We start from the raw sequence: 20,382 nt of genomic DNA on the forward strand, positions 1-20,382 counted from the left end.
AATTGACGTGCTGCTCACTCTTTCGACCACGCACCAACCAGCCACCGACCTCGGCTATCTGCTCCACAAGCATCCCGATCGGGTCCAGACTTTCCGGCAGAGTTTTGGGAACGCAGTCGTCTACTATCCCCATGTCGCTAACGACCGCTGCGAGGCGTGCCTGCTACTTGACGTCGATGAAGTCGCACTCGTGCGGGGGAAGGGAAGGTCGGCCACGAAATTCTTGTCCGACAATCAATACGTCAATGACCGTCCGTACGTGGCGTCTTCCTTGATGAGCGTCGCGATCGCCGATGTCTATCGCACGGCGCTCAACGGAGCCTGTAAAGATCGCCCCGAACTTGTGGAGACCTCGCTGCCACTTAAGGCTCGCATTGACGTCCTGCCGATGAGAGGCCCTGAGAAGTTTCTGAATGAAGTTTTTGAACCGCTGGGATACACGGTCGAAGCCGAGCGCAAACCGTTGGACCCTCAGTTCACGGAATGGGGTGACAGCCCCTACTTCTCCGTCACACTCACCGGAACAAAGACTCTTGTCGATCTTCTGAAGCACCTCTACGTGCTGATTCCGGTCTTCGACGGGCGAAAGCACTATTTCATTAGTGACGATGAGTTGGACAAATTACTCACAAAAGGCGAACACTGGCTGGCGGCGCATCCCGCAAAGGAAACGATCACGCGGCGCTATTTCAACAACAAGCCGAGCCTCTATCGGCAGGCGCTGGCCCGACTGGTCGAAGAAGAGCAATTAGATATCGACGAGGCGCAACCATCGCGGGCCGAGGAGTCGCTCGAACGAAAGTTAAGCCTGAACGAGCAACGGCTCGGCACTGTGTTGTCGGCTTTAAGATCCAGCGGAGCACGCAGCGTTGTCGATCTCGGCTGCGGAGAGGGCAAGCTGTTAAAAGAATTGATCGAGGATCGTCAGTTTCATCGCGTTGTCGGCGTCGACGTTGCCGTCCGTTCGCTCGAGATCGCCTCTCGGCGATTAAAGGCTCACCGCCTGCCGCTGTGGATGGCGGAAAAACTCGAACTCCTCCACGGCTCCCTCATATATCGCGACAAACGATTGGAGAACTTCGACGCCGCCGCCGTGGTCGAAGTCATTGAACACCTTGATCCGCCGCGGTTGAAAGCCTTCGAGCGCGTGTTGTTCGAGTTCGCGCGCCCGAAGACGGTCGTCCTGACGACACCGAACCGCGAATATAACGTGATGTGGGAAACCCTTCCCGAAGGAAGATTGCGTCACCCCGACCATCGCTTTGAGTGGACAAGGGCAGAATTTCAGGAATGGGCCGACGGCGTGGCAGAACGATTCGGCTATCAGGTGCGTTTCGCGCCGGTGGGGCCGGTCGACGAAATTGTCGGTTCACCGACACAGATGGGGGTGTTTACTCATGACAAATAAAGTCCACCTCTCCGAGTCGCTCATTTATTCCAGCGGGTCCCAAGTCGTCACACGGTCTGACGTCGTGGGTCCGTCCGGAGTTATTCTTCATCCCGCCGGTGCCGTCGGCGTGGTGGTGAAGTCGCCGCCCGATCTGGATCATCATTATCGTGTTCGGTTCCCGGACGGCGTGGAGGAGTCGCTGAAGCCATCCGAATTAACGCTGCTCGCAAAATATAAAGAGGGCCGCATCGGCGAAGGTGCCGAAGGACTGCACGACGGCGACCTGTTCGACCGTGTCATTTTTCGATGCGTGATCGGCTCGCAAGCATACGGCCTTGACGATGAAGCGTCCGATGTCGATCGCCGCGGGTGTTTTCTCCCGAAGGCGGAGCGACACTGGTCGCTATTCGGCATTCCGGAGCAACTCGAGTGTCACGAGACGCAAGAGTCTTACTGGGAAATTCAGAAGTTTGTCGTTCTCGCCCTGAAAGCGAACCCGAACGTGTTGGAGTGCCTCTACACACCACTCGTGGAGAAAGCGACGCCGCTTGCCGAAGAACTTCTGGCGATGCGGGAGTCATTTCTCTCGCGGCTCGTCTATCAAACTTACAACGGCTACGTGCTATCACAGTTTAAGAAAATGCAGGCGGGTCTCCGCAATCAGGGCCGGGTTAAGCCGAAGCACGTGATGCACTTGATCCGCCTGTTAATCTCCGGCATCGGTGTGCTCCGTGACGGTTTCGTCCCGGTTCGCGTCGATAAGCACCGCGACGAACTGCTCGCGATTAAACGGGGTGAACTGCTTTGGCAGGAAACGGAAAAGTGGCGGACGCAACTGCATCAAGAATTCGACGAAGCACTACAACAAACATCGCTACCGGAGCGGCCTGATTATGAGAAGGCAAACGCCTTTCTGGTCAAGGCAAGGCGGGCGGCAATGGCGAAAGACCTCCCGTGACCGACGATCCCCGGCTGACTCAACAAGTCGAAGACCATCCCTACCCGCTACTGTTCGCCACGATCAGCGGGGCGCATCTTTACGGCTTTCCCTCGCCCGATTCCGACTATGACCTCCGAGGCGTTCACCTGCTGCCGCTCCGGGATGTGATCGGTTTAAAACGCGGTCAGGAGACCGTCGAGCGGTCCGGGGTGCATGACGGCTTGGAGATTGACCTCGTTACGCACGACGCAGCCAAGTTCTTCGGGCTCATGCTGAAAAAGAACGGCTACGTTCTGGAGCAGGTGCTCTCTTCGCTCGTCGTGCACACCACGCCCGAGCACGAAGAATTAAAGGCAATTGCACGGCAATGCGTAACCCGTCACCACGCCCACCATTACCTCGGTTTCGCCGCCACGCAGTGGAAGCTGTTTAATAAGGAGGACCCACCACGTGTGAAACCGCTGCTGTATGTCTATCGCGTGCTACTGACCGGCATCCATCTGATGCGCACCGGCGAAGTTGAAGCGAACCTCGTCCGGCTCAATGAAGTGTTTCAACTGCCTTACATCCCGGAGTTGGTCGAGCGAAAGACGCAAGGCACGGAGAAAGGCACGCTCGACGATGGGGACTTGATGTTGCATGAGCACGAGTACGAGCGGTTGCGGGGAGAGTTGGAGCTGGCTCACTATGCTAGTGCGCTACCGGATATAGCAGAGGTCACGGAGCCGCTGAATGAACTCTTGATCCGCGTTCGCCTTTCCCAAACCTGACTCTTATCCGTAGACGTTTCAGATTGTGCAGTGAAGATCAACGTCCCCAAACTCTCTCTCGTTGTCCTCATCGGCCCCAGCGGGTCGGGGAAGAGCACGTTTGCGCGGACGCATTTTCTGCCGACGGAGGTGCTTTCGTCCGACTTCTTTCGTGGCTTGGTCAGCGATGATGAGAACGATCAGGATGCCACGCAGGATGCGTTTGCTCTGCTGCATGAAGTGGCGGCGACACGGCTGAAGCGAGGGAAACTGACGGTCATCGATGCGACCAACACGCAGCCGGAGGCGCGACGGCCTTTGGTGCAAATCGCGCGAAGGTATCACTGTCTGCCGGTGGCGATCGTGCTCAACCTCCCCGAAGCCGTCTGCCGGGACCGAAACCGCGATCGCCCTGATCGCGACTTTGGGCCGCATGTGATTCGCAACCAGCGGTCGCAATTAAGACGGTCACTGAAGTCTTTAAAACGCGAAGGCTTCCGGCACATCTTCGTGATGGACTCTGTCGAGAAGGTAGACGCGGCGACGGTCGAGCGCGTGCCGCTTTGGAACGATAAAACTGACGAACACGGGCCGTTCGATTTCATCGGTGACGTCCACGGCTGCGCCGATGAACTTGAGACCCTTCTGTCCGAACTCGGCTACGAGAATACGAATGCCTCGGACCTCGGCCCCGGTTGGGGAGACACGCGCTATCGGCATCCCGAAGGACGCAAAGCGGTCTTCGTGGGTGACCTTGTCGACCGTGGGCCGCGGATCGTCGATGTGTTACGGATTGTCCGCAATATGGTCGAAGGTGGTTCGGCGATTTGTGTGCCCGGCAACCACGACATGAAGCTGCTGCGAAAATTAAATGGTCGTAATGTGCAGGTGACGCACGGCCTCGCCGATTCGCTCGCTGACATTGAAGCATTGCCCGACGCCGTTCGCGAGTCCTTCGTTGAAGATCTTAAGACCTTTCTCGACGGACTCGTCAGCCACTATGTCCTCGACGATCGCCGCGTCGTCGTCGCACACGCGGGTATTAAAGAGTCAATGCAGGGGCGCGGCTCGGGGAAGGTCCGCGACTTCTGCCTCTATGGAGAGACGACCGGCGAGACCGACGAATTCGGCTTGCCGATCCGGCACAACTGGGCCGCCGACTACCGCGGCTCGGCAATGGTCGTTTACGGACACACGCCGGTTCCGGAGCCGGAGTGGCTGAACGAGACGGTTAATATCGACACCGGATGCGTGTTCGGCGGCAAGCTGACGGCGATGCGCTATCCCGAGCGGGAATTTGTTTCAGTTCCTGCACAAATGATGTACTGCGAACCTTCCCGCCCATTCTTGACGCCTGACGTCGAAGCCCTCTCCGCGCAGCAGCGGCACGATGACGTGCTTGATGCCGAGGATGTCATCGGGAAGCGGATCGTATCGACACGGCTGCAGCGGAATATCACGATCCGGGAGGAGAATGCGACGGCGGCCCTCGAAGTGATGAGTCGCTTTGCGGTCGATCCGAAATGGCTAATTTATCTACCGCCGACAATGTCGCCGTGCGAGACCTCGTCGGAGCCCGGAATGCTGGAGCACCCTGCCGAAGCATTCGCCTATTACCGCAATCAGGGCGTGCCACGGGTGATCTGCGAAGAGAAGCACATGGGCTCTCGGGCGGTCGTTGTATTGTGTCGCGATGAAGAGGCTGCGGTAGCGCGGTTCGGCATCGACACCGGCGAAACGGGGATCGTTTATACGCGGACCGGTCGACGGTTTTTTAACGATCAGACTTTGGAACGACAATTCCTTAACGTGCTGCACGGTGCAATTAATGACGCCGGGTGGTGGGAGCAATTCGAGACGACGTGGGTTTGCCTCGACTGTGAATTAATGCCGTGGTCAGCAAAGGCGCAAGAACTTCTGCGCTCGCAGTACGCCGCGGTCGGAGCCGCAGCCGGCGCGGCTTTGCCTCGCGCGGTGACTTCGCTGCAACGCGCTGTGGCTCGGCTTAGCGGCAGTGACGAAGAGACGGCCACGGCTCTGGTGGATCGATTCGCGCGGCGGTCATCCGCGGTTGAGAAATATGTCGCCGCCTATCGGCATTACTGCTGGCCGGTCGCGTCGCTGGCCGATCTCAAGCTCGCCCCGTTTCACCTGCTCGCCACTGAGGGCCGTGTTCACATCGATCAGGCCCATCCCTGGCACATGGAAACGCTCGCCAGCTTAAGTCGAAACGGTAACGGGCTGATCACCGCCACCGATTGCCAAACCGTTAGTCTGACTGATGTCGACAGCGTTGAGGAAAGAGTGCGGTGGTGGAATGAAAAGACCGCGACCGGCGGCGAGGGAATGGTCGTGAAGCCGACCGACTGGGTCGTCCGCGGCAGGAAGGGACTGGTTCAACCGGCCGTGAAGTGCCGTGGCAAAGAGTACCTGCGGATCATCTACGGCCCCGATTACGATGCGGAGGAGAACTTGTCACGGCTCCGCAATCGCAGCCTCGGTCGTAAACGATCATTAGCACTGCGGGAGTTCGCCCTCGGAGTCGAATCTTTGGAGCGATTCGTTCGGCAGGAACCTCTGCGACGCGTCCACGAGTGCGTTTTCGGCGTGCTCGCGTTGGAAAGCGAGCCGGTCGATCCGCGGTTGTGAGAGTTTCCGGGTAAAATCGCCCGATCAACAAAAGGCCGGTCGACCGTTCTTCCGGCGAATCTCAATCAGTCTGGACCGCAGGCGACCGGGACGGATCTCGCGAATTGGTCGAAATCGCCAATAATTCTTGGCCGGTCGACAGTCCCGCATCCGCTGAGTGAGAAGGACGGTCCGCATTTGGGCGATTGGCCCGGCTTTTCATCCCCTTTTTGAAACAGAATGAATTCTCGAAGCAACGCTTTCACTGACTTTTAGAGCGGGAAGTCTCATGATTTTTGAGTAAAGCGCCCCATGGACTACTCACCCTGCCACTTTTGAATCGATTAATTTCCTACCGCGCCGCTCGCCCGATCGCCAACTGCCGTTTCCGCTCATCTCCGTCCTGGGAGTCGCACCGCGGGAACTGCGTTCACCACTTGAAATCTCTCGACGGACCGAGCCACGTGCTCTCTCGAAGCCAACGACAAATCGCACTGCTCGGTGCCGCCTATGTGGCCGCGGCGTTTCTACCGGACGTCGGCATTTGGCTGCGCGGAGAATGGTCTTTTGAATTGGCCGCCGCGCCGTTCACGTCTTCGCCGGTCCACTTTTTGTTGGCGTTTCTGCTTTTCAGCCTCGGCATTAAGTCGGGCGGGAATTGGCTCGCTCAATGGCGAAAATTACTGCGGGGGTTGGCTGTGTTTTGGACGATTCGCACAGCCGCGGTGCTTGCCATACTAGCGGCGATGTGGAGTTACACGATCATTGTCGGCCCAGTCGCCGATGCCATTAGTCTGCTTGCCATCGGGATGCTGCTTGCAGTGACATTACCAGCGGCAGGTTCGTCGGCCGGTTGGATCGTGCGTGCCCATGCTGACGCACCGATGGGGGCTGCGGTCGTGGCGGGTTCGACTTTGACCTCTGTGGCCATGACGACCGTCTTGCTTTCCTTGCCGCTGCCGCAACAAACAGAATCCTCGCAGGTCTTCTCGGCAATCCATTCCGCCTTCCAACCCGACTTCGCCATCGCGTGGGTCTGCCTGCCGCTGCTCGCGGGAATGATCGCACAGTTTCTGCTCAGACGGTCGGGGCGCGACATCAAGAGTCGACATTTCGATACGCCGAGCCTAGTCGCACTGCTCTTGCTCAACTACGCGAACGGAGCCGTTTGCCTCCCGCAATTGTTAGCTCGCGGGCAATTCGGAGCCGTCGTAGCCACCGCGCTGGTCGCCCTCGTTGGCACGTTCGCCCTGCGCGAAGCAGCGGACCGGTTCGCGCGACTCTACTTTCCTGACCGGGCTGCGGCGGATTCGCTCGGGATTACAACCGCGATGAGCAATACCGGGCTCGGACTGATAATCGCAACCACCGCGGTTCCAGACGAACCACTCGTTCCGCTGGCGTTAATCGGATTTACATTCGGCCAACATGCGGTCGCGGCTTGGCGGGCCGACCCTGTTCTTAATGAACCGAGCGAGGACTGACGCGACGTCGCTTTCGATTTCAATCAATATCGATTGCAGCGCGTGATTTCTCAGCCGATTCGGAACTATCGATGAGGACGACACCCCATTGCGTGTTGGCCAACGTCCACTCCCGGCCCTCGAGAAAGACCGGTGCAAAGAGCGCCGGTCCGACTCTTCCGGTGACCGGATCGGAAAATTTTTCGATCATGTGCAGCGGTGTTCGCCGCAAGCGTTGCTCTTTATTCCACTGCCGCTCAGTCTTTTGAAATAACTTGTCAACGGCCGTCACCAATTCCTGATCGACCTTGTGAATCTTAGGGCTGTGAACGGCATCGGAGTGGTGCAATATCCACCCACGCCCGGCCGAAACCTCGTCGATTTCGTTTGGGCGAAGATCGATCACTGAGACGCGATGATTGCCCGACAATTGCTCTTTTAATTCGCCGAACTCGTTGACGCCGATCGACAAACCTAACACCCCTAAGAACTGACGACCATCGGTGTCGTCCCAAATGGGGGCGGACAGCGCGACCTTTAATTCCGACGTGTTCGAACTGCGATAAACCTTCGAAAGGTTCGGCTGCCGGATGTATCGAATCGTGTCGGTCGGCTCGTCTGAACCCAGCCCGTGGAAGTAGTCGCGATATGCGTAATTGTTCTGCCCGACTGTCTCCTTATAAGGAAATCGACCGACCTGAAGACCATCGGCCCGACAGATGAACCAGCTCAGCGCGTTAGCGGCACGATGTCGGGCAACTCGGTCTCGAAAATACGCATCGAGCCGATCGAGCGTCTCAGCGGATATCGATTCGCCTTCCTGATTGGCCGCCTTCATTAGCTTTAAGAAGGCCGGGCGAGACGTCTCCATTTCGAGAATTCGGAAGCGGTCGTTTTGCTTTAATGCAATCGTCTGCGCCGTCATTCGGGTCGCGAACTCCATCGACTCGTCCCGTGCGACACTGGCGGCCAAGACCGCCGCCTCCGCCGACTGCCGGGCCGTTGACTCCGCCTCGGCCTGCTCGACGCTCCGCCAGGCAAACAACGAACTGAGCACCGCGAGCACGACACAGGCCGCTCCCGCCGTGCGCATTAACCCGTAGTGGTGACGCATCCACCGCGAAACGCGGTGCCCCATTGTCTCATGCATGGCCTCCGTCGGTTCGTCGGCCAGATAGCGTTCGACATCCCGTGCCAGATCCGCTGCGGTTAAGTATCGCTCGCGATGTGACTGATGCATCGCTTTCAGACAGATCGCTTCTAATGAACGATGAACCTGCTTACGGACCGTTCGCGGCTTCGGATAATCGGCGGCGACGGCAGCTTCGCGGATCTGCGAAAATCTCCTCATCCCCTGAAAGGGACTCTGGCCGGTCAGGATGAAATAAAGCGTGACGCCGAGAGAATAGACATCCGCCGCCGGCCCAAGGCTCGGGTCGTCCGTACACAGCAGCCGTTCCGGGCTCATATAAGGCACGGTGCCGCCTGGGTCGGAGCTGAGCCGCTCCGGCACGGGAGGGTCTTCCGAACGTGGCAACGTCCCCTCGACATCGCCTGAGTAATGCGAATCACGGCCGGTAATCAAGGCCGAACCCCAGTCGCTGACGAGCGTCTCGCCGAAGCGACCGATTAGAATATTCTTGGGTTTAATATCGAGGTGCAGCACGCCGCGGGAGTGGGCGTATTCGATCGTGCGGGCGGCCGACATAAAGGAGTTGAGCAGCCGGCGAAAGTGGATGTCGTGACGGGCCCGCTCACCCCGATCCTGGGGTTGATGCCGATAGTATTCATTGACGGCTTCGTCCAGCGTCCCCTGCTCGAGATAACGCATCGCGTAGAACGGCTGACCGGTCGAGGCGTTGCGATCGCGTGCATAAATCGGCACGACGCCGGGATGATCGAGCAGGGCGGTGATCCGCGCCTCCTCGACAAATTGTTTCACGGCAAGTTCGGTGTCGACGTGATCCTGTTTCAGGAACTTCACCGCGACGGTTCGACCAAGCCGAATATCGGTCGCTTCATAGACTTCGCCCAGCCCGCCTGAACTGACAAGGTTTAAGTTGGTCAGACGGGTCGTGAGCTCAACATCTTCCATATTTTCGCTCGGCGGCGCCGGCGTCGTATGAGCCAGGTTCGTCGGCTGTTCCAGAAAGTCGTTGGCCCGTCGGAGTTGCTTGAGCTTCTCTTCGATGACCGGAATCGCCTCCGGGCAATCACGACAAAGTTGCGACGAACTGAGAACGACGCCCCTATCACAAGCGGCCTCCCACTCGTCGAGCAGGCGGTCGATCAGATCGTCGGGAGCTTTCGAATTATCCAACTCTTGCGAATTCTCGGAGGGTTCTGAGATCATTTCGGTTTCCCGGGCTGCTCGGGCGCCAAACGCCCTGCCAACTCCAATTTTGCTGCCCGCCACCTTCGCCGGACTGTCCGAGCCGACGCGTCGAGCACCGTCGCGGCCTCCTCCTGAGTCAGCCCATGGTAATACAATAGATCGAACATCTCACGGCTGTCGTCGTCCAACCCTTCAACAAGCTGATGAAAATCGCTCCACTCGGCCAATGTATCGGGACGATGTGTTTCCGATCCACCTTCATAAGGGAGTCGTGATTCGCTATCGCCCCCGCGGCCAGCGGCCTGAGTCTGGTGTTGGCGAGCCGCTCCTTCCGGACCGAAATGATGCCTGGCCATGTCGATCATCGTGCGCCGCACGATCAGCGCGGCTGAGCGGTAGAAGTGCCGGGCGTCGACATAATCGCGACTGCGGACTTCTTCGAACAACTTGATCGCGACTTCCTGAAACACGTCCTCGGTCTGCTCCCAGCGATCGAGCCTGTCATAAGACAGCTTCACCCGGCGGACGATCGCCATCAGACGACGTTCGCACAGCCGAAATAGCTTATCGTCGGCACCTGGTTCCCCGCGCCGGGATTCCGCCAACAGGCTTTCGATCTCTTGGGATTCGGCTTCCATGGGCAATGGGGGCGACGTGGCGTCAGACGGAACTGCAGGGGGTTTCTCAAAGGCTGACCTGTATCTCATGTCCCGGATCGATCACGGTCAAGGAACTGACCGGGCTTTCTGCGAAAATTGATCAATCGACTGTGGAGAACCGAGGCTGGTGAAAATAGCGAATTGGGTACGGTCAGACAGACGAGACCGTCATTTCGTTCGGAAACCGGAAGGCAAGCAGAAGGTTTGCAAGAACCGAACTCGGCCCGTATCGAGCGGCAACAATAAATGCCTCACAATGCTCTTCAGATCGCGACCGACCTGCGGCAAAGTACGATTCGCAGTCCTCGAGCAAGCCTTTTCTGCCGAATGATCTTCGCCGTTGGCTTTCGGCGTCACCGGGCAACATTATGGCCAAGCGTGGGTTGTCTTACTGCACCGCCACAATCGACTATAGAACCGGGTATCTGCCCGGTCGCATCGGTGTTTCTACCCGGTACTGTTCAACGGGCGAAATAGAAATTACCGGGCGAACCGAGCCTCGACCCGGATTCTTGGAGCGAAACAATACGCGAGCGCCGCCCGTCTTAAAATCGACCTGTGCCCGCAGGGCGAAGATATCCGCATTGCTCGACGGAACGGCAGTGCCGTCGAGCAACGCGTGAATCCAGTTGAATTGAAACTTCGTGTGCTGATTTAAATACCAATTCAAGCCGACGGTCGTGTCGGTTAACCGATTGCCGGTCACGGGGTCGTCGTCGAGATCGATCCACGACAGCCGACCGGCGAGTTCCCAAGCTCCGAGCCCTCGGCCCCATCGAAACGACTGACGGGGCACAACGGCTCCGAACACGCCGGCCGCACGTTGATAGGGCCGCACCTCACCTGTTAGCAGCCAAGCAACCTGTCCGTAGGCAGACCAGAATTCGTTTGTGTCTCCGCCCAATTCAAGTACTGCGCGGCCGAAATGACCTCAAAGTCGATGTCGCCAACCGCCGCACATTTATCAGCCTATCGCCTCAATCGGAATAATCGCCGCGACCGCTTGAGATCGTTTGATCGGTAAAGGTCGCCCAACCCCCACAATTTGACCACGGCCGCGGGATGACCTCTCGGGAACCCTCTAAACATGCTTTGAGAGTTTTGGCTGCCAAACCTCATGACGCGCGAGAGAGTCGGTCCCTTCAGGACGCTCTTTCTGGCTCAGCCAAACCGGGCCAATGGGCCGCCTCGGCGATGCCGATGAGTCCGGGACGATTTCAGGTTGAGGATTCCAAGGGATCGATGTCACAATGCGTTCGCCCCGTCGTGTTCCAAGAGGTCATTCGATGCGTCACCCGCGTTTCGCCTTTTTCCCGGTCATTTGTCTGGCTGCCTGTGGTGCGGGCCTGCACGTCACGAAAGCGTTCGCGCAAGACCGATACGCTGGCGTCCGGGCTGAAATGGTCGCTGAATTCATTGAAGCGGAGGGCATCGACAATCGCAGGGTGCTGGCAGCGATGAGGACCGTGCCGCGTCACCTTTTCGTGCGTCCGCCGATGCTTTCAAGGGCATACGAAGATGCTGCGTTAGCGATTGGTCATCGCCAGACAATCTCCCCGCCATTCGTCGTGGCCTATATGACGCAGTCGATCGACCCGCAGCCTGAAGACAAAGTCTTGGAGATCGGCACCGGCAGCGGCTATCAAGCGGCCGTGCTGGCCGAATTGGTAAACGAAGTCTACACGATCGAAATTGTCGAACCGCTCGGCAAGAGCGCCGCCCGGGTGCTTAAACGGGTGAAAGCCGACAACGTGAAAACACGAATTGGCGACGGCTACAAAGGTTGGCCGGAGGCCGCGCCGTTCGACAAAATTATCGTCACCTGCTCGCCCGAGAAAGTGCCACGACCGCTCGTCGATCAACTGGCCGAAGGCGGCCGAATGATCATTCCGCTCGGCGAGCGGTATCAGCAGGTGTTCTACTTATTCCGCAAAGAGAACGGGAAACTCGTCTCTGAAAAACTGATCCCCACGTTATTCGTTCCGATGACCGGCATCAGCGAAGACAATCGCGAGCAGAAGCCCGACCCCGCCAATCCGAGGGTCGTCAACGGCAGTTTCGAGATCGATGCGAATGATGATGGGAAGGCCGACAATTGGCACTACCAACGGCGGACCGAACTTGTCGATGAGGGTGCCGCCGAAGGCTCGAGGTTTTTGCGGATCACCAACAGCGAACCGGGGGAACTCTCTCAAGCGCTGCAGGGAATGGCGTTGGACGGGCGAGAGGTTCCCGCGATTCGGCTTATGGTCAAAGCGCGACCGCAGGGTGTGACGGCCGGCCCTGATCGCCGTCGCCTGCCCGGCCTGTCCGTCGTGTTCTATGACTCGATCCGCAAGGAAGTCGGCAGCGTCGCCCTCGGCCCGTTCGGCAGAACGGAGAGCGACTGGCGCACCTACGCCAAGACATTCCGCGTCCCCGCGAACGCCCGCGAAGCCATCATCCGCGTCGCCTTAAACGGCGGAGCGGGGACGCTCGACATCGATGCGATTTCGCTGGAGGCGGTGCGTTAGGCTTCGTTCGGCGCATTCGGAGTGATGTCCTTGGCCTCGTTCTGCCTGAAAAGAAGCTCGTTTCGGAGATTTTGGATCGAGAAATCGTCTGCCCAACGGTGGCGATCTACAGCGTAATCGCCTTCGCCTCGCTCAAATTGAGCCAGGAAGCGAAGCATGCCTCCTTGCCCAAGCCGCTCACGCAGGGCTTCGAGCCCTTCGCGTCGAATTTCTTCTTGCGTCTGCATCTTCGGTCTCTAATTCCGGCCGGATCTCGCCTCAGGTTGACGCAGGATACAGCGATCTCGTCGAATGTAGTTCGGAAAAATATCAGGTCCTTTCGGACGAAAAAGCTATGTTGGATGCCAATCAAGATGGAAGTCCCGTTGATGGAGTCGATTGCGCTCAAGATCACACCCTCCTGTTCGACTTCCCCAACCGCACCCAGCTTCGGCTGACGGGGGACGATCGGGCGAAATTGCTGCAGAATCTCTGCTCGAACGACGTTTCAAAGTTGCAGCCGGGGCAGGGGTGTGAGGCGTTTCTCACGAACGTGAAGGCGCGAGTGCTGGGGCATATCTTCGTCTACGCTGCGGCAGACGAACTTTGGATCGACTCCGCCCCCGGACAGGAGGATGCCCTGTTCGAGCATCTCGATCGATACGTGATCACCGAGGACGTGACGATCGAACGGATGACCGAGAGCCGGGGCGATCTGCTGCTCGTCGGACCGCAGGCGGAGTCGTTGTTGACGCAGTGCGATCTGATGCCCGCGGAACTGGAAATCGGCCATCACGCGACACTCAGCGACGAGCATCACACGCAAGTCCGTTGCACCGGCTGGCTGAAGCAGCCGACCTTCGTCATTTCGTCGGGGACTGCTGGTTGTGCGGCTATTCGAGGTCGACTGACGGAAGCTGGCGCCAACGACGGAGACCCCAAAGTCTGGGACATCCTCCGCATCGAAGCTCTGTTCCCTGAGTTCGGGCGCGACATCACTGAAGACCGCCTCGCACCAGAAGTCGGTCGAAATGATCTCGCCATCAGCTACACGAAAGGCTGCTATTTAGGGCAGGAGCCGATCGCACGCATTAAGGCACTCGGCCACGTGAACCGTGAGCTTCGGGGCCTTCTGATTGAGGGGCAATATGACGAACTTGCGGATGCACCGATCCTGGCGGATGGCAAGGAGATCGGTCGCGTCACGTCGTTCGTCGCGGTTCCGGGAGAAAATCGGACCGTTGCCTTGGGCTACTTGCGAATGAAATGGGCGGGCCCCGGCACGACTGTCGAAATCGGAGACCAAACGCAAGCGATTGCGGCGAAAGTGTTTGCAAACGAATAACGCACGCCCACGGCCGTTCAAACCGTTCGCCGATTGTCAGCAAGAATTCGCCCGTCGTCTGGTCGCGACGCGGCAACCGCGCGGTTACGATGGGTGAGATTCATTCCACCCACTTCCGCATTATTTCAGCGCCGCCCTCGCCATGAGTCTCGGTCATAAATTGCAGCGACCGTTCCGCGCCGTCAGCCGTGCCGGTTTCGATTTCATCCATCCGCGGATTCTCATCTACAACCAGTGTTGGGAAGATCCGCGTCTCGATCGCAAGGCGTTGGAGCTCGGCCCGGACGACTCGGTCGCGATGATCACGTCGGCCGGGTGCAACGCGCTCGACTACGCGCTCGTCGGCCCCAAAGCGGTGCACGCGATCGACATGAATCCGAATCAGACGGCTCTGCTCGAGCTCAAGCAGACCGCGATTCGGAATTTGTCCTTCGAGGATTTCTTCGACCTGTTCGGCAAAGGGTCGTCGCCGCGTTGGAAAGAGATATACCGCGACACACTTCGCCCCGAATTGTCGGAACGCGCTCAGAAAATCTGGGATCGCCAAGGCAGCTTTTTTGAGGTCCGGCGCAGGCGGTCGAGCTTCTACTTCCGCGGCTCCTCCGGCACGTTCGCGTGGATCGTCAACATGTACATCGACCGCATCGCCAAGGTGCGGGACGTCATTAACGAATTGCTCGAAGCCGAGTCGGTCGAGGCGCAGACCGAGATTTATCGCCGGCACCGCATGAACGAAATTTTCTGGAAGCCGATGCTAAAGTGGATGCTCCGTCGTGACGCGACACTCGCAATGCTCGGCGTCCCGCAGCCGCAGCGACGAATCCTCGACCAAGGATACCCCGGCGGCATCGTGCAATTCGTCGTCGATCGCGTCGATGAGGTCTTCACAAGACTTCCGCTCTCGGACAACTATTTCTGGCGGGTCTACTTAACCGGTTCGTATTCCGAGGACTGTTGCCCGGAATACCTGACACGAGCGGGCTTCGATCAACTTCGAGACGGCGCCGTCGACCGGGTGCATCGCCATACCACGACCGTGACCGACTTCCTGAACGGACACGACGAGCCGATCTCACGTTTTGTTTTGCTTGATCACATGGACTGGCTCAGCGTGCCGAAGCGCAAGCACCTGCTCGACGCCGAATGGCAGGCGATCGTCGACAGCGCCGCGCCGAACACGCGGCTGCTGTGGCGCAGCGCCGGACTTGATGTCGACTTTATTGATCCGATCGAGGTGACGATCGACGGCGAACAACGACGCGTCGGCGATGTGCTCAACTACCACCCCGAATTAGCAGCCGAGCTTCACAAGATTGATCGAGTCAACACGTACGGCAGCTTCTATATCGCGGACCTAAATTCGTCGGCTTAAGATTGGCGCCCCCTATATGAACGCGACCAAACAAGCCCGACGCCCAAGCGAGGGACGCGAGGGAAAACTCACGAGTCTCTTCCGCGATTGACCGCCAACCGAAATTACTGATTCGACTTCGTTAAGACCATTCTCCATGTCTGCTTCGGCCGGAATTTTTAACGACCTGCGCATCCTCTGGCAGCTCACGTTTAATCGCGTCAAAGGTGATTCCCACGCCGAGCGGCTCGAAAGTTTCTACCGGCATCAAGCCTCTGGGTATGACGCCTATCGCCGCCGTCTGCTTCACGGTCGGACCGACATGATTCAATCCCTGCCCGTCGTCGAAGGCGGTACGTGGATTGATATGGGAGCCGGCACCGGCGAGAACGTCGAGCACATGGGCGACAACCTTTCGAAATTTGGGAAGGTCTATCTGCTCGATCTCTGTAGGCCACTACTGAAAATCGGAGAGGAACGGGTTGCTGAAAAAAATTGGCAGAACGTCGAACCGGTCCACGGCGATGCCACCGCGTGGACGCCAACCGAAGGAGCAGGGCAGGTCGATCTCGTCACGTTCTCCTATTCATTGACGATGATTCCCGATTGGTTCGCCGCGATCGAACACGCCTACCGCTTACTCAAGCCGGGCGGCACAATCGGGATTGCCGACTTCTACGTCGCTCGCAAACACGCCGGCGAATCCGAACGTCGCCACGGCTGGCTGACCCGCGAATTCTGGCAGACGTTTTTCGCGGTCGACAACGTCTTCTTAAGTCCCGATCACCTGCCTTATCTCAAGAACCGGTTCGAAACGGTTCAAATCAAGGAACGTTTCGGGTCCGTCCCCATCGTCCCTTTCCTGTATGCTCCGTACTATATTTATCTGGGTCGAAAGCCCGATGACGTCGCAGCCCCGGAGTAACAGCCGTGCGCAATTCCCGACCGAATCCGTTCTCTTATTCGCAGGAAATTGACGGTCGCTGGAAACGGGTCCTCGCCCGGCAGGTGGAGAACCTCTCAGGTCTGCGAAAGCTCGGCCGGGTCTACGAAGAAGAGCGTCGCGAGGCCGACCGCTACCCCAACCCCTGGGCAGTCGCACTGGGGGCACTTGATTTGCGAGTGCATATCAGCGGGCCCGTCGAGGACATCCCACGCCAAGGGCCATTAGTCGTCATCGCCAACCACCCGTTCGGCGTGGTCGACGGCATGATCCTGTGTGATCTGATCGCCCGCGTCCGACATGACTACCGCGTGATCATTAACCGCGTCCTCGAATCGGTCGAAGACATCCGGCCCTACCTGCTGCCGATCGACTTCACCGGCACAAAAGAGGCCACGCGGGTTAATCTGGAGTCACGCAAACAGGCTCGCCAATTCTTAAAAGAGGGCGGCTGCGTCATCCTGTTTCCGGCCGGCGGCGTCTCGACCTCCAAAGGCCCCCTCGGCCCCGCCGTCGACCCCGAGTGGGGCACCTTCGCAGCGAGACTGATCTTACAGAGCAAAGCCGACGTCCTACCGGTCTACTTCCACGGCCAAAACTCCCGCCTCTTCCAAGTCGTCAGCCAGTTCAGCAAAACACTAAGGCTCGCCCTGTTGGCCCGCGAGGTGCGCAAAAAGGTCGGCGAGGCGGTGGAGGTCACCGTGAGACCAGTTTGCCATTTCCGCGACTATGCCGAAATAAACGACGCGCAAACGCTCACGACAACGCTTCGTAGAGCGGTTGACGGAAAGTCGACTTGTTAGACGGCAACAAAAAACGCCCCGACGTTTCCGTGGGGCGTTTGCGGGTTATCTATCTGCAACTTCTTAAAACGCACCGACTGTTTGCCGGTCCTTACGATTCAAGAGCCGTTGAAAGACCGCCGAGCCATTAGCCGTTGCATCCTGCCCGGGATTCTGCTCAATGTTCTCACTAATGAAATGCACCGAGCCATCGGCTAGAACGAATTGAACGCCACCCGAATGCGGACTACTGAAACCCATATAAGGGCTTCCGCAAGTTGGGTCGTTTAATTGGCACAGCGTGTTCGAAGCGATGACCGAATTTGCGTATTCTTCGCCTTGATCAATCCGAGTGGTATTACCGACAGCAGGAGTGCCCAGGGCAACACCCGCGCCAGCCACCGTGCCATCTCGGAAGGAAAATATCCGCTCACCGACCATAATCGTATTGCTCGTTCCATCAGCCACGTTTTGGAAGGCAACCGACGCGCCGAACACTAGCATACCGTCGATCCGGCCATTCGTAACGACGAGTTCGACATCCGAGCCGGGACCGGCGGTTGCGACGTTGTGATCATCTTCATCCATCACGCCGATGTAGTTCGACGTTGCCAGCAAGAAATCAGTTCCGTCATTGAAAGGCCGCTCATCATTCAGTTGCGGGCCGGTATCGGACGGGCATCGAAATCCGGGAAGAATCGATTGAACCGCAGTACGATCGGCGTCGGCAATCGTCGTCTGCCCGACCTGTAACCGGTCATAGAGCGGCTGCTGATCCATTTGAGCCAGAATGCGAGCGCCCCAAGCCCAGTGCCCCTCAGTATCAGTTCGGTTCCCAGTCGAATTTACCGATACTCCGATTGGCAACATGTCGTAGACGTCGTGATAGTTGTGCAGCGCCAGCCCGATCTGTTTCAAGTTGTTCTGGCACGCATTTCGCCGCGCCGCCTCTCGAGCCTGCTGAACTGCTGGCAAAAGTAGCGCGATCAAGATCGCGATGATCGCAATCACGACCAGCAATTCGATCAGTGTAAATCCGCGAGCGCGAGATGATTTGTGCGACATGATATCCTGAAGTGTTAAGTTATTTGGCATTTCGCCAATGGGCCGAATGAAACGAACACCTTTTAAAAGGCTCCAATTGAATTACCGTCGCGACGATTTGCGAGACGCTGAAACACGCCGGAGTTGGCATTTCGACCGTCCACGCCGCTGACGAACTCAATATTTTCGCTGATGAAATGCACGGAGCCGTCGGCCATGACGAACTGCATGCCGCCAGCATGAGAGCTCGCGTAAGTTCGGCGGAAACTATCATCTGAACTGCAGTTAGCCTCGACCGGGTTGAGAGGACAGCTCGTGGCCAGATTCATGACTGAGGTCAGTCCTGTCCAGCCATAGCCCGTTCCTTCAAGAATCGAAGGCGATGCATAGATCAACGCACCGTTCTTGCGTGGCGTGTAGCCGTCTCGATAGGCCCAGACGCGTTCGCCGAGAGCTATCGTGTTACTTGTACCGTCGGAAATGTCTCCGGTATTAAGAGATAGGCCAATCCCGAAGACGCCGTCGAACGAGGTTGGTCGTTTCTTCTGCGTCTTTTTGAACAAGGCACGCGGCGTTGTATTCCCTTCGTCCTGCTCTTCGAAATAACCCCGACTCGTCGACGTATCTTCGAAGTTCGCCACGTAATTACTAGAAGCGTGCGAATCGCCGTTAATCTCATTTGCACTATTAAGTTTCGGCATCTCATCCGACGGACACAGAAAGACCGGCAATGATGTTTGGAGTGCCGAGAGCGGCGAACTCGAAACGGGAAGCACTGTCATTTCGAGTTGTTCGTATAACGGCTGTTGATCGAGGAACGGCAAAATCCGCGCCCCCCAAGCCCAAACACCACTGGCGTTTTGCAATGCGTTGTAATTCGTAGTCGAATTATTGAGCCAGGCGTTGTTCGGCGTTACGCCGGGCGGAAAAGCGCTGTTCGCGTCGTGGTAGTTATGCAGTGCCAGCCCCAACTGCTTTAAGTTATTCTTGCACTGACTCCGACGCGCGGCCTCTCGAGCCTGCTGAACGGCGGGAAGCAACAACGCGATCAATATCGCGATGATTGCGATGACCACCAGCAACTCGATCAGAGTGAAACCACGTCTTGTCCCTAATTGATCAGTCATTATTTTCAACAACAATTAAAGGATCGGCTCGTCAATGAAATACTTGCCATTACTCTCGCCAGCACTAGAAGGCTCCCACCGTGTTACCATCGCGACGGTTCGCCAAGCGTTGAAAGACGCCCGAGTTCGCATTACGACCGTCGAGACTCGTCGAGAAATCAATGTTCTCGCCGATAAACTGAACTGAGCCGTCCGCCATCGCGAAGTGGACGCCCCCCGCGTGAGCGCTGTGATAAGTCCAATCATAATCTTGAGAACAGGTGGCCGCGGTCGGATTGAGGCCGCATCTGGACGCCAGACCGAAGACCGAAGACCCCGCGGAATCAGTCTGAATGATATTGTTCCCTTCAAGGACCGAGCGAGCCCCATAGATTGTGCCAGCCTCTGCGATTGTACCGTCTTTTAAAGCCCACGCGCGTTCGCCAATCGCAATAGTATTGCTCGACCCGTCCGAAATATCGGTCACTTTAATCCCGACTGAGTAAACGAGCACCCCATCTTGGTTTCCGTTTGTATCCAGCTTCGCACCCTCGGCGTTGGCATACTGCCGCGTGTCATCGAAGTTTCCGACATAGTTCGAAGTAGCGACCGAAATCGTTGTCCCCCCACCGCCACTTGCGGTATTGAATGTACGGCCTGAATTGACCTCAGGGGCTTCGTCCGACGGACAGCGGAAGACGTCTAGACCTCGCTCGATATCATCACGATCAGCGACGCGGCTCAGAAAATGAACATTGTTGATATTCAATCGCTCGTACAACGCTTGTTGTTCCAAGAATGGCAGCAAACGAGCCCCCCAGCTCCAAAACCCGACATCGGGGTCATTTCGGTGATTTGCTGGGACCGAGGTTGGATTAACCATTCCGATCGGAAACATGCCGTTGGCATCATGGTAGTTGTGTAAAGCAATGCCGAGCTGCTTCAGATTATTCTTACACTGGCTCCGACGCGCGGCCTCTCGAGCCTGCTGAACGGCGGGAAGCAACAACGCGATCAATATCGCGATGATTGCGATGACCACCAGCAACTCGATCAGAGTGAAACCACGTCTGCCGGAATCTTTAATTGTTCGTCGATTATTGACCACTGTTTCCCCTCGATGAGCTTGAGCGATTGACTTCGTTCGTATCTGAA

17 protein-coding genes are annotated in these 20,382 nt (G+C 57.6%); 10 read left to right on the forward strand and 7 right to left on the reverse strand.

The features are described from left to right. Positions 1 to 7 precede the first annotated feature (7 nt). The 5 genes from Pan189_RS15130 to Pan189_RS15150 all read left to right on the forward strand — a co-directional run bounded on the left by Pan189_RS15130 (position 8) and on the right by Pan189_RS15150 (position 7,191). Positions 8 to 1,408 carry a 3' terminal RNA ribose 2'-O-methyltransferase Hen1 gene (locus tag Pan189_RS15130; protein WP_145364806.1) on the forward strand — a complete coding sequence of 467 codons (1,401 nt, stop codon included), beginning with the start codon at positions 8 to 10 and terminating at the stop codon, positions 1,406 to 1,408. After that, a complete protein-coding gene (locus Pan189_RS15135; RefSeq protein WP_145364807.1) occupies positions 1,398 to 2,348 on the forward strand; it encodes a nucleotidyltransferase domain-containing protein in 951 nt (316 codons plus the stop codon). The genes Pan189_RS15130 and Pan189_RS15135 overlap by 11 nt, the downstream gene beginning before the upstream one ends. After that, complete coding sequence (locus Pan189_RS15140; protein ID WP_145364808.1) at positions 2,345 to 3,100, forward strand: nucleotidyltransferase domain-containing protein; 756 nt, start codon at positions 2,345 to 2,347, stop codon at positions 3,098 to 3,100. The genes Pan189_RS15135 and Pan189_RS15140 overlap by 4 nt, the downstream gene beginning before the upstream one ends. A 30-nt stretch (positions 3,101 to 3,130) precedes the next feature. After that, positions 3,131 to 5,728, forward strand: a complete 2,598-nt coding sequence (locus Pan189_RS15145) for a polynucleotide kinase-phosphatase (protein ID WP_145364809.1) — start codon at positions 3,131 to 3,133, stop codon at positions 5,726 to 5,728. Positions 5,729 to 6,171: 443 nt separating this feature from the next. After that, positions 6,172 to 7,191, forward strand: coding sequence for a bile acid:sodium symporter family protein (locus tag Pan189_RS15150; RefSeq protein ID WP_310820554.1), 1,020 nt, complete (start codon positions 6,172 to 6,174; stop codon positions 7,189 to 7,191). Between the two features lie 19 nt (positions 7,192 to 7,210). Here the strand turns inward: Pan189_RS15150 and Pan189_RS15155 are convergent, their stop codons facing one another. From Pan189_RS15155 to Pan189_RS15165, 3 genes are all read right to left on the reverse strand, one after another. Then, the gene (locus tag Pan189_RS15155; protein WP_145364811.1) at positions 7,211 to 9,523 is read right to left on the reverse strand and encodes a protein kinase domain-containing protein; all 2,313 of its coding nucleotides are present in this window, start codon (positions 9,521 to 9,523) and stop codon (positions 7,211 to 7,213) included. Then, on the reverse strand, positions 9,520 to 10,143 hold the full coding sequence (locus tag Pan189_RS15160; RefSeq protein ID WP_310820555.1) for a sigma-70 family RNA polymerase sigma factor: 624 nt from the start codon (positions 10,141 to 10,143) through the stop codon (positions 9,520 to 9,522). The genes Pan189_RS15155 and Pan189_RS15160 overlap by 4 nt, the downstream gene beginning before the upstream one ends. Before the next feature lie 430 nt (positions 10,144 to 10,573). Beyond that, entirely contained in the window at positions 10,574 to 11,068 is a 495-nt protein-coding gene (locus tag Pan189_RS15165; RefSeq protein ID WP_145364813.1) for a porin, read from the reverse strand. Between the two features lie 382 nt (positions 11,069 to 11,450). On the opposite strand from Pan189_RS15165, the gene Pan189_RS15170 reads away from it, so the two are divergent. Then, positions 11,451 to 12,677, forward strand: a complete 1,227-nt coding sequence (locus Pan189_RS15170) for a protein-L-isoaspartate(D-aspartate) O-methyltransferase (protein WP_310820557.1) — start codon at positions 11,451 to 11,453, stop codon at positions 12,675 to 12,677. Here Pan189_RS15170 and Pan189_RS15175 read toward each other — a convergent pair. Further along, entirely contained in the window at positions 12,674 to 12,904 is a 231-nt protein-coding gene (locus tag Pan189_RS15175; protein WP_145364815.1) for a hypothetical protein, read from the reverse strand. The two genes, Pan189_RS15170 and Pan189_RS15175, sit on opposite strands and share 4 nt — an antisense overlap. A 107-nt stretch (positions 12,905 to 13,011) precedes the next feature. On the opposite strand from Pan189_RS15175, the gene ygfZ reads away from it, so the two are divergent. The 4 genes from ygfZ (at position 13,012) to Pan189_RS15195 (ending at position 17,098) form a co-directional block, all read left to right on the forward strand. Further along, positions 13,012 to 14,001, forward strand: a complete 990-nt coding sequence (gene ygfZ / locus Pan189_RS15180) for a CAF17-like 4Fe-4S cluster assembly/insertion protein YgfZ (RefSeq protein ID WP_145364816.1) — start codon at positions 13,012 to 13,014, stop codon at positions 13,999 to 14,001. Between the two features lie 142 nt (positions 14,002 to 14,143). Next, positions 14,144 to 15,373, forward strand: coding sequence for a BtaA family protein (locus tag Pan189_RS15185; RefSeq protein ID WP_145364817.1), 1,230 nt, complete (start codon positions 14,144 to 14,146; stop codon positions 15,371 to 15,373). 136 nt (positions 15,374 to 15,509) lie between these two features. After that, complete coding sequence (locus Pan189_RS15190; RefSeq protein WP_145364818.1) at positions 15,510 to 16,277, forward strand: class I SAM-dependent methyltransferase; 768 nt, start codon at positions 15,510 to 15,512, stop codon at positions 16,275 to 16,277. Between the two features lie 5 nt (positions 16,278 to 16,282). Then, a complete protein-coding gene (locus Pan189_RS15195; RefSeq protein WP_145364819.1) occupies positions 16,283 to 17,098 on the forward strand; it encodes a lysophospholipid acyltransferase family protein in 816 nt (271 codons plus the stop codon). Positions 17,099 to 17,161: 63 nt separating this feature from the next. On the opposite strand, the gene Pan189_RS15200 is transcribed toward Pan189_RS15195, so the two are convergent. The 3 genes from Pan189_RS15200 to Pan189_RS15210 all read right to left on the reverse strand — a co-directional run bounded on the left by Pan189_RS15200 (position 17,162) and on the right by Pan189_RS15210 (position 20,335). After that, positions 17,162 to 18,142: a DUF1559 domain-containing protein gene (locus tag Pan189_RS15200; protein WP_310820558.1), complete on the reverse strand. Its 981-nt coding sequence runs from the start codon at positions 18,140 to 18,142 to the stop codon at positions 17,162 to 17,164. 62 nt (positions 18,143 to 18,204) lie between these two features. Next, positions 18,205 to 19,248, reverse strand: coding sequence for a DUF1559 domain-containing protein (locus tag Pan189_RS15205; RefSeq protein WP_145364821.1), 1,044 nt, complete (start codon positions 19,246 to 19,248; stop codon positions 18,205 to 18,207). 64 nt (positions 19,249 to 19,312) lie between these two features. After that, positions 19,313 to 20,335, reverse strand: coding sequence for a DUF1559 domain-containing protein (locus Pan189_RS15210; RefSeq protein ID WP_145364822.1), 1,023 nt, complete (start codon positions 20,333 to 20,335; stop codon positions 19,313 to 19,315). Positions 20,336 to 20,382: the final 47 nt, after the last annotated feature.

The sequence above is a fragment of the Stratiformator vulcanicus genome (assembly GCF_007744515.1).
In the GTDB taxonomy this organism is placed as follows: Bacteria; Planctomycetota; Planctomycetia; order Planctomycetales; family Planctomycetaceae; genus Stratiformator; species Stratiformator vulcanicus.

Bases quoted from the DNA above. Each gene is read 5' to 3' on its own strand.
- ygfZ (WP_145364816.1), top strand. From the start codon at position 13,012: ATGTTGGATGCCAATCAAGATGGAAGTCCCGTTGATGGAGTCGATTGC.
- Pan189_RS15175 (WP_145364815.1), bottom strand. From the start codon at position 12,904: ATGCAGACGCAAGAAGAAATTCGACGCGAAGGGCTCGAAGCCCTGCGT.
- Pan189_RS15160 (WP_310820555.1), bottom strand. From the start codon at position 10,143: ATGGAAGCCGAATCCCAAGAGATCGAAAGCCTGTTGGCGGAATCCCGG.
- Pan189_RS15200 (WP_310820558.1), bottom strand. From the start codon at position 18,142: ATGTCGCACAAATCATCTCGCGCTCGCGGATTTACACTGATCGAATTG.
- Pan189_RS15155 (WP_145364811.1), bottom strand. From the start codon at position 9,523: ATGATCTCAGAACCCTCCGAGAATTCGCAAGAGTTGGATAATTCGAAA.
- Pan189_RS15205 (WP_145364821.1), bottom strand. From the start codon at position 19,248: ATGACTGATCAATTAGGGACAAGACGTGGTTTCACTCTGATCGAGTTG.
- Pan189_RS15190 (WP_145364818.1), top strand. From the start codon at position 15,510: ATGTCTGCTTCGGCCGGAATTTTTAACGACCTGCGCATCCTCTGGCAG.
- Pan189_RS15185 (WP_145364817.1), top strand. From the start codon at position 14,144: ATGAGTCTCGGTCATAAATTGCAGCGACCGTTCCGCGCCGTCAGCCGT.
- Pan189_RS15135 (WP_145364807.1), top strand. From the start codon at position 1,398: ATGACAAATAAAGTCCACCTCTCCGAGTCGCTCATTTATTCCAGCGGG.
- Pan189_RS15170 (WP_310820557.1), top strand. From the start codon at position 11,451: ATGCGTCACCCGCGTTTCGCCTTTTTCCCGGTCATTTGTCTGGCTGCC.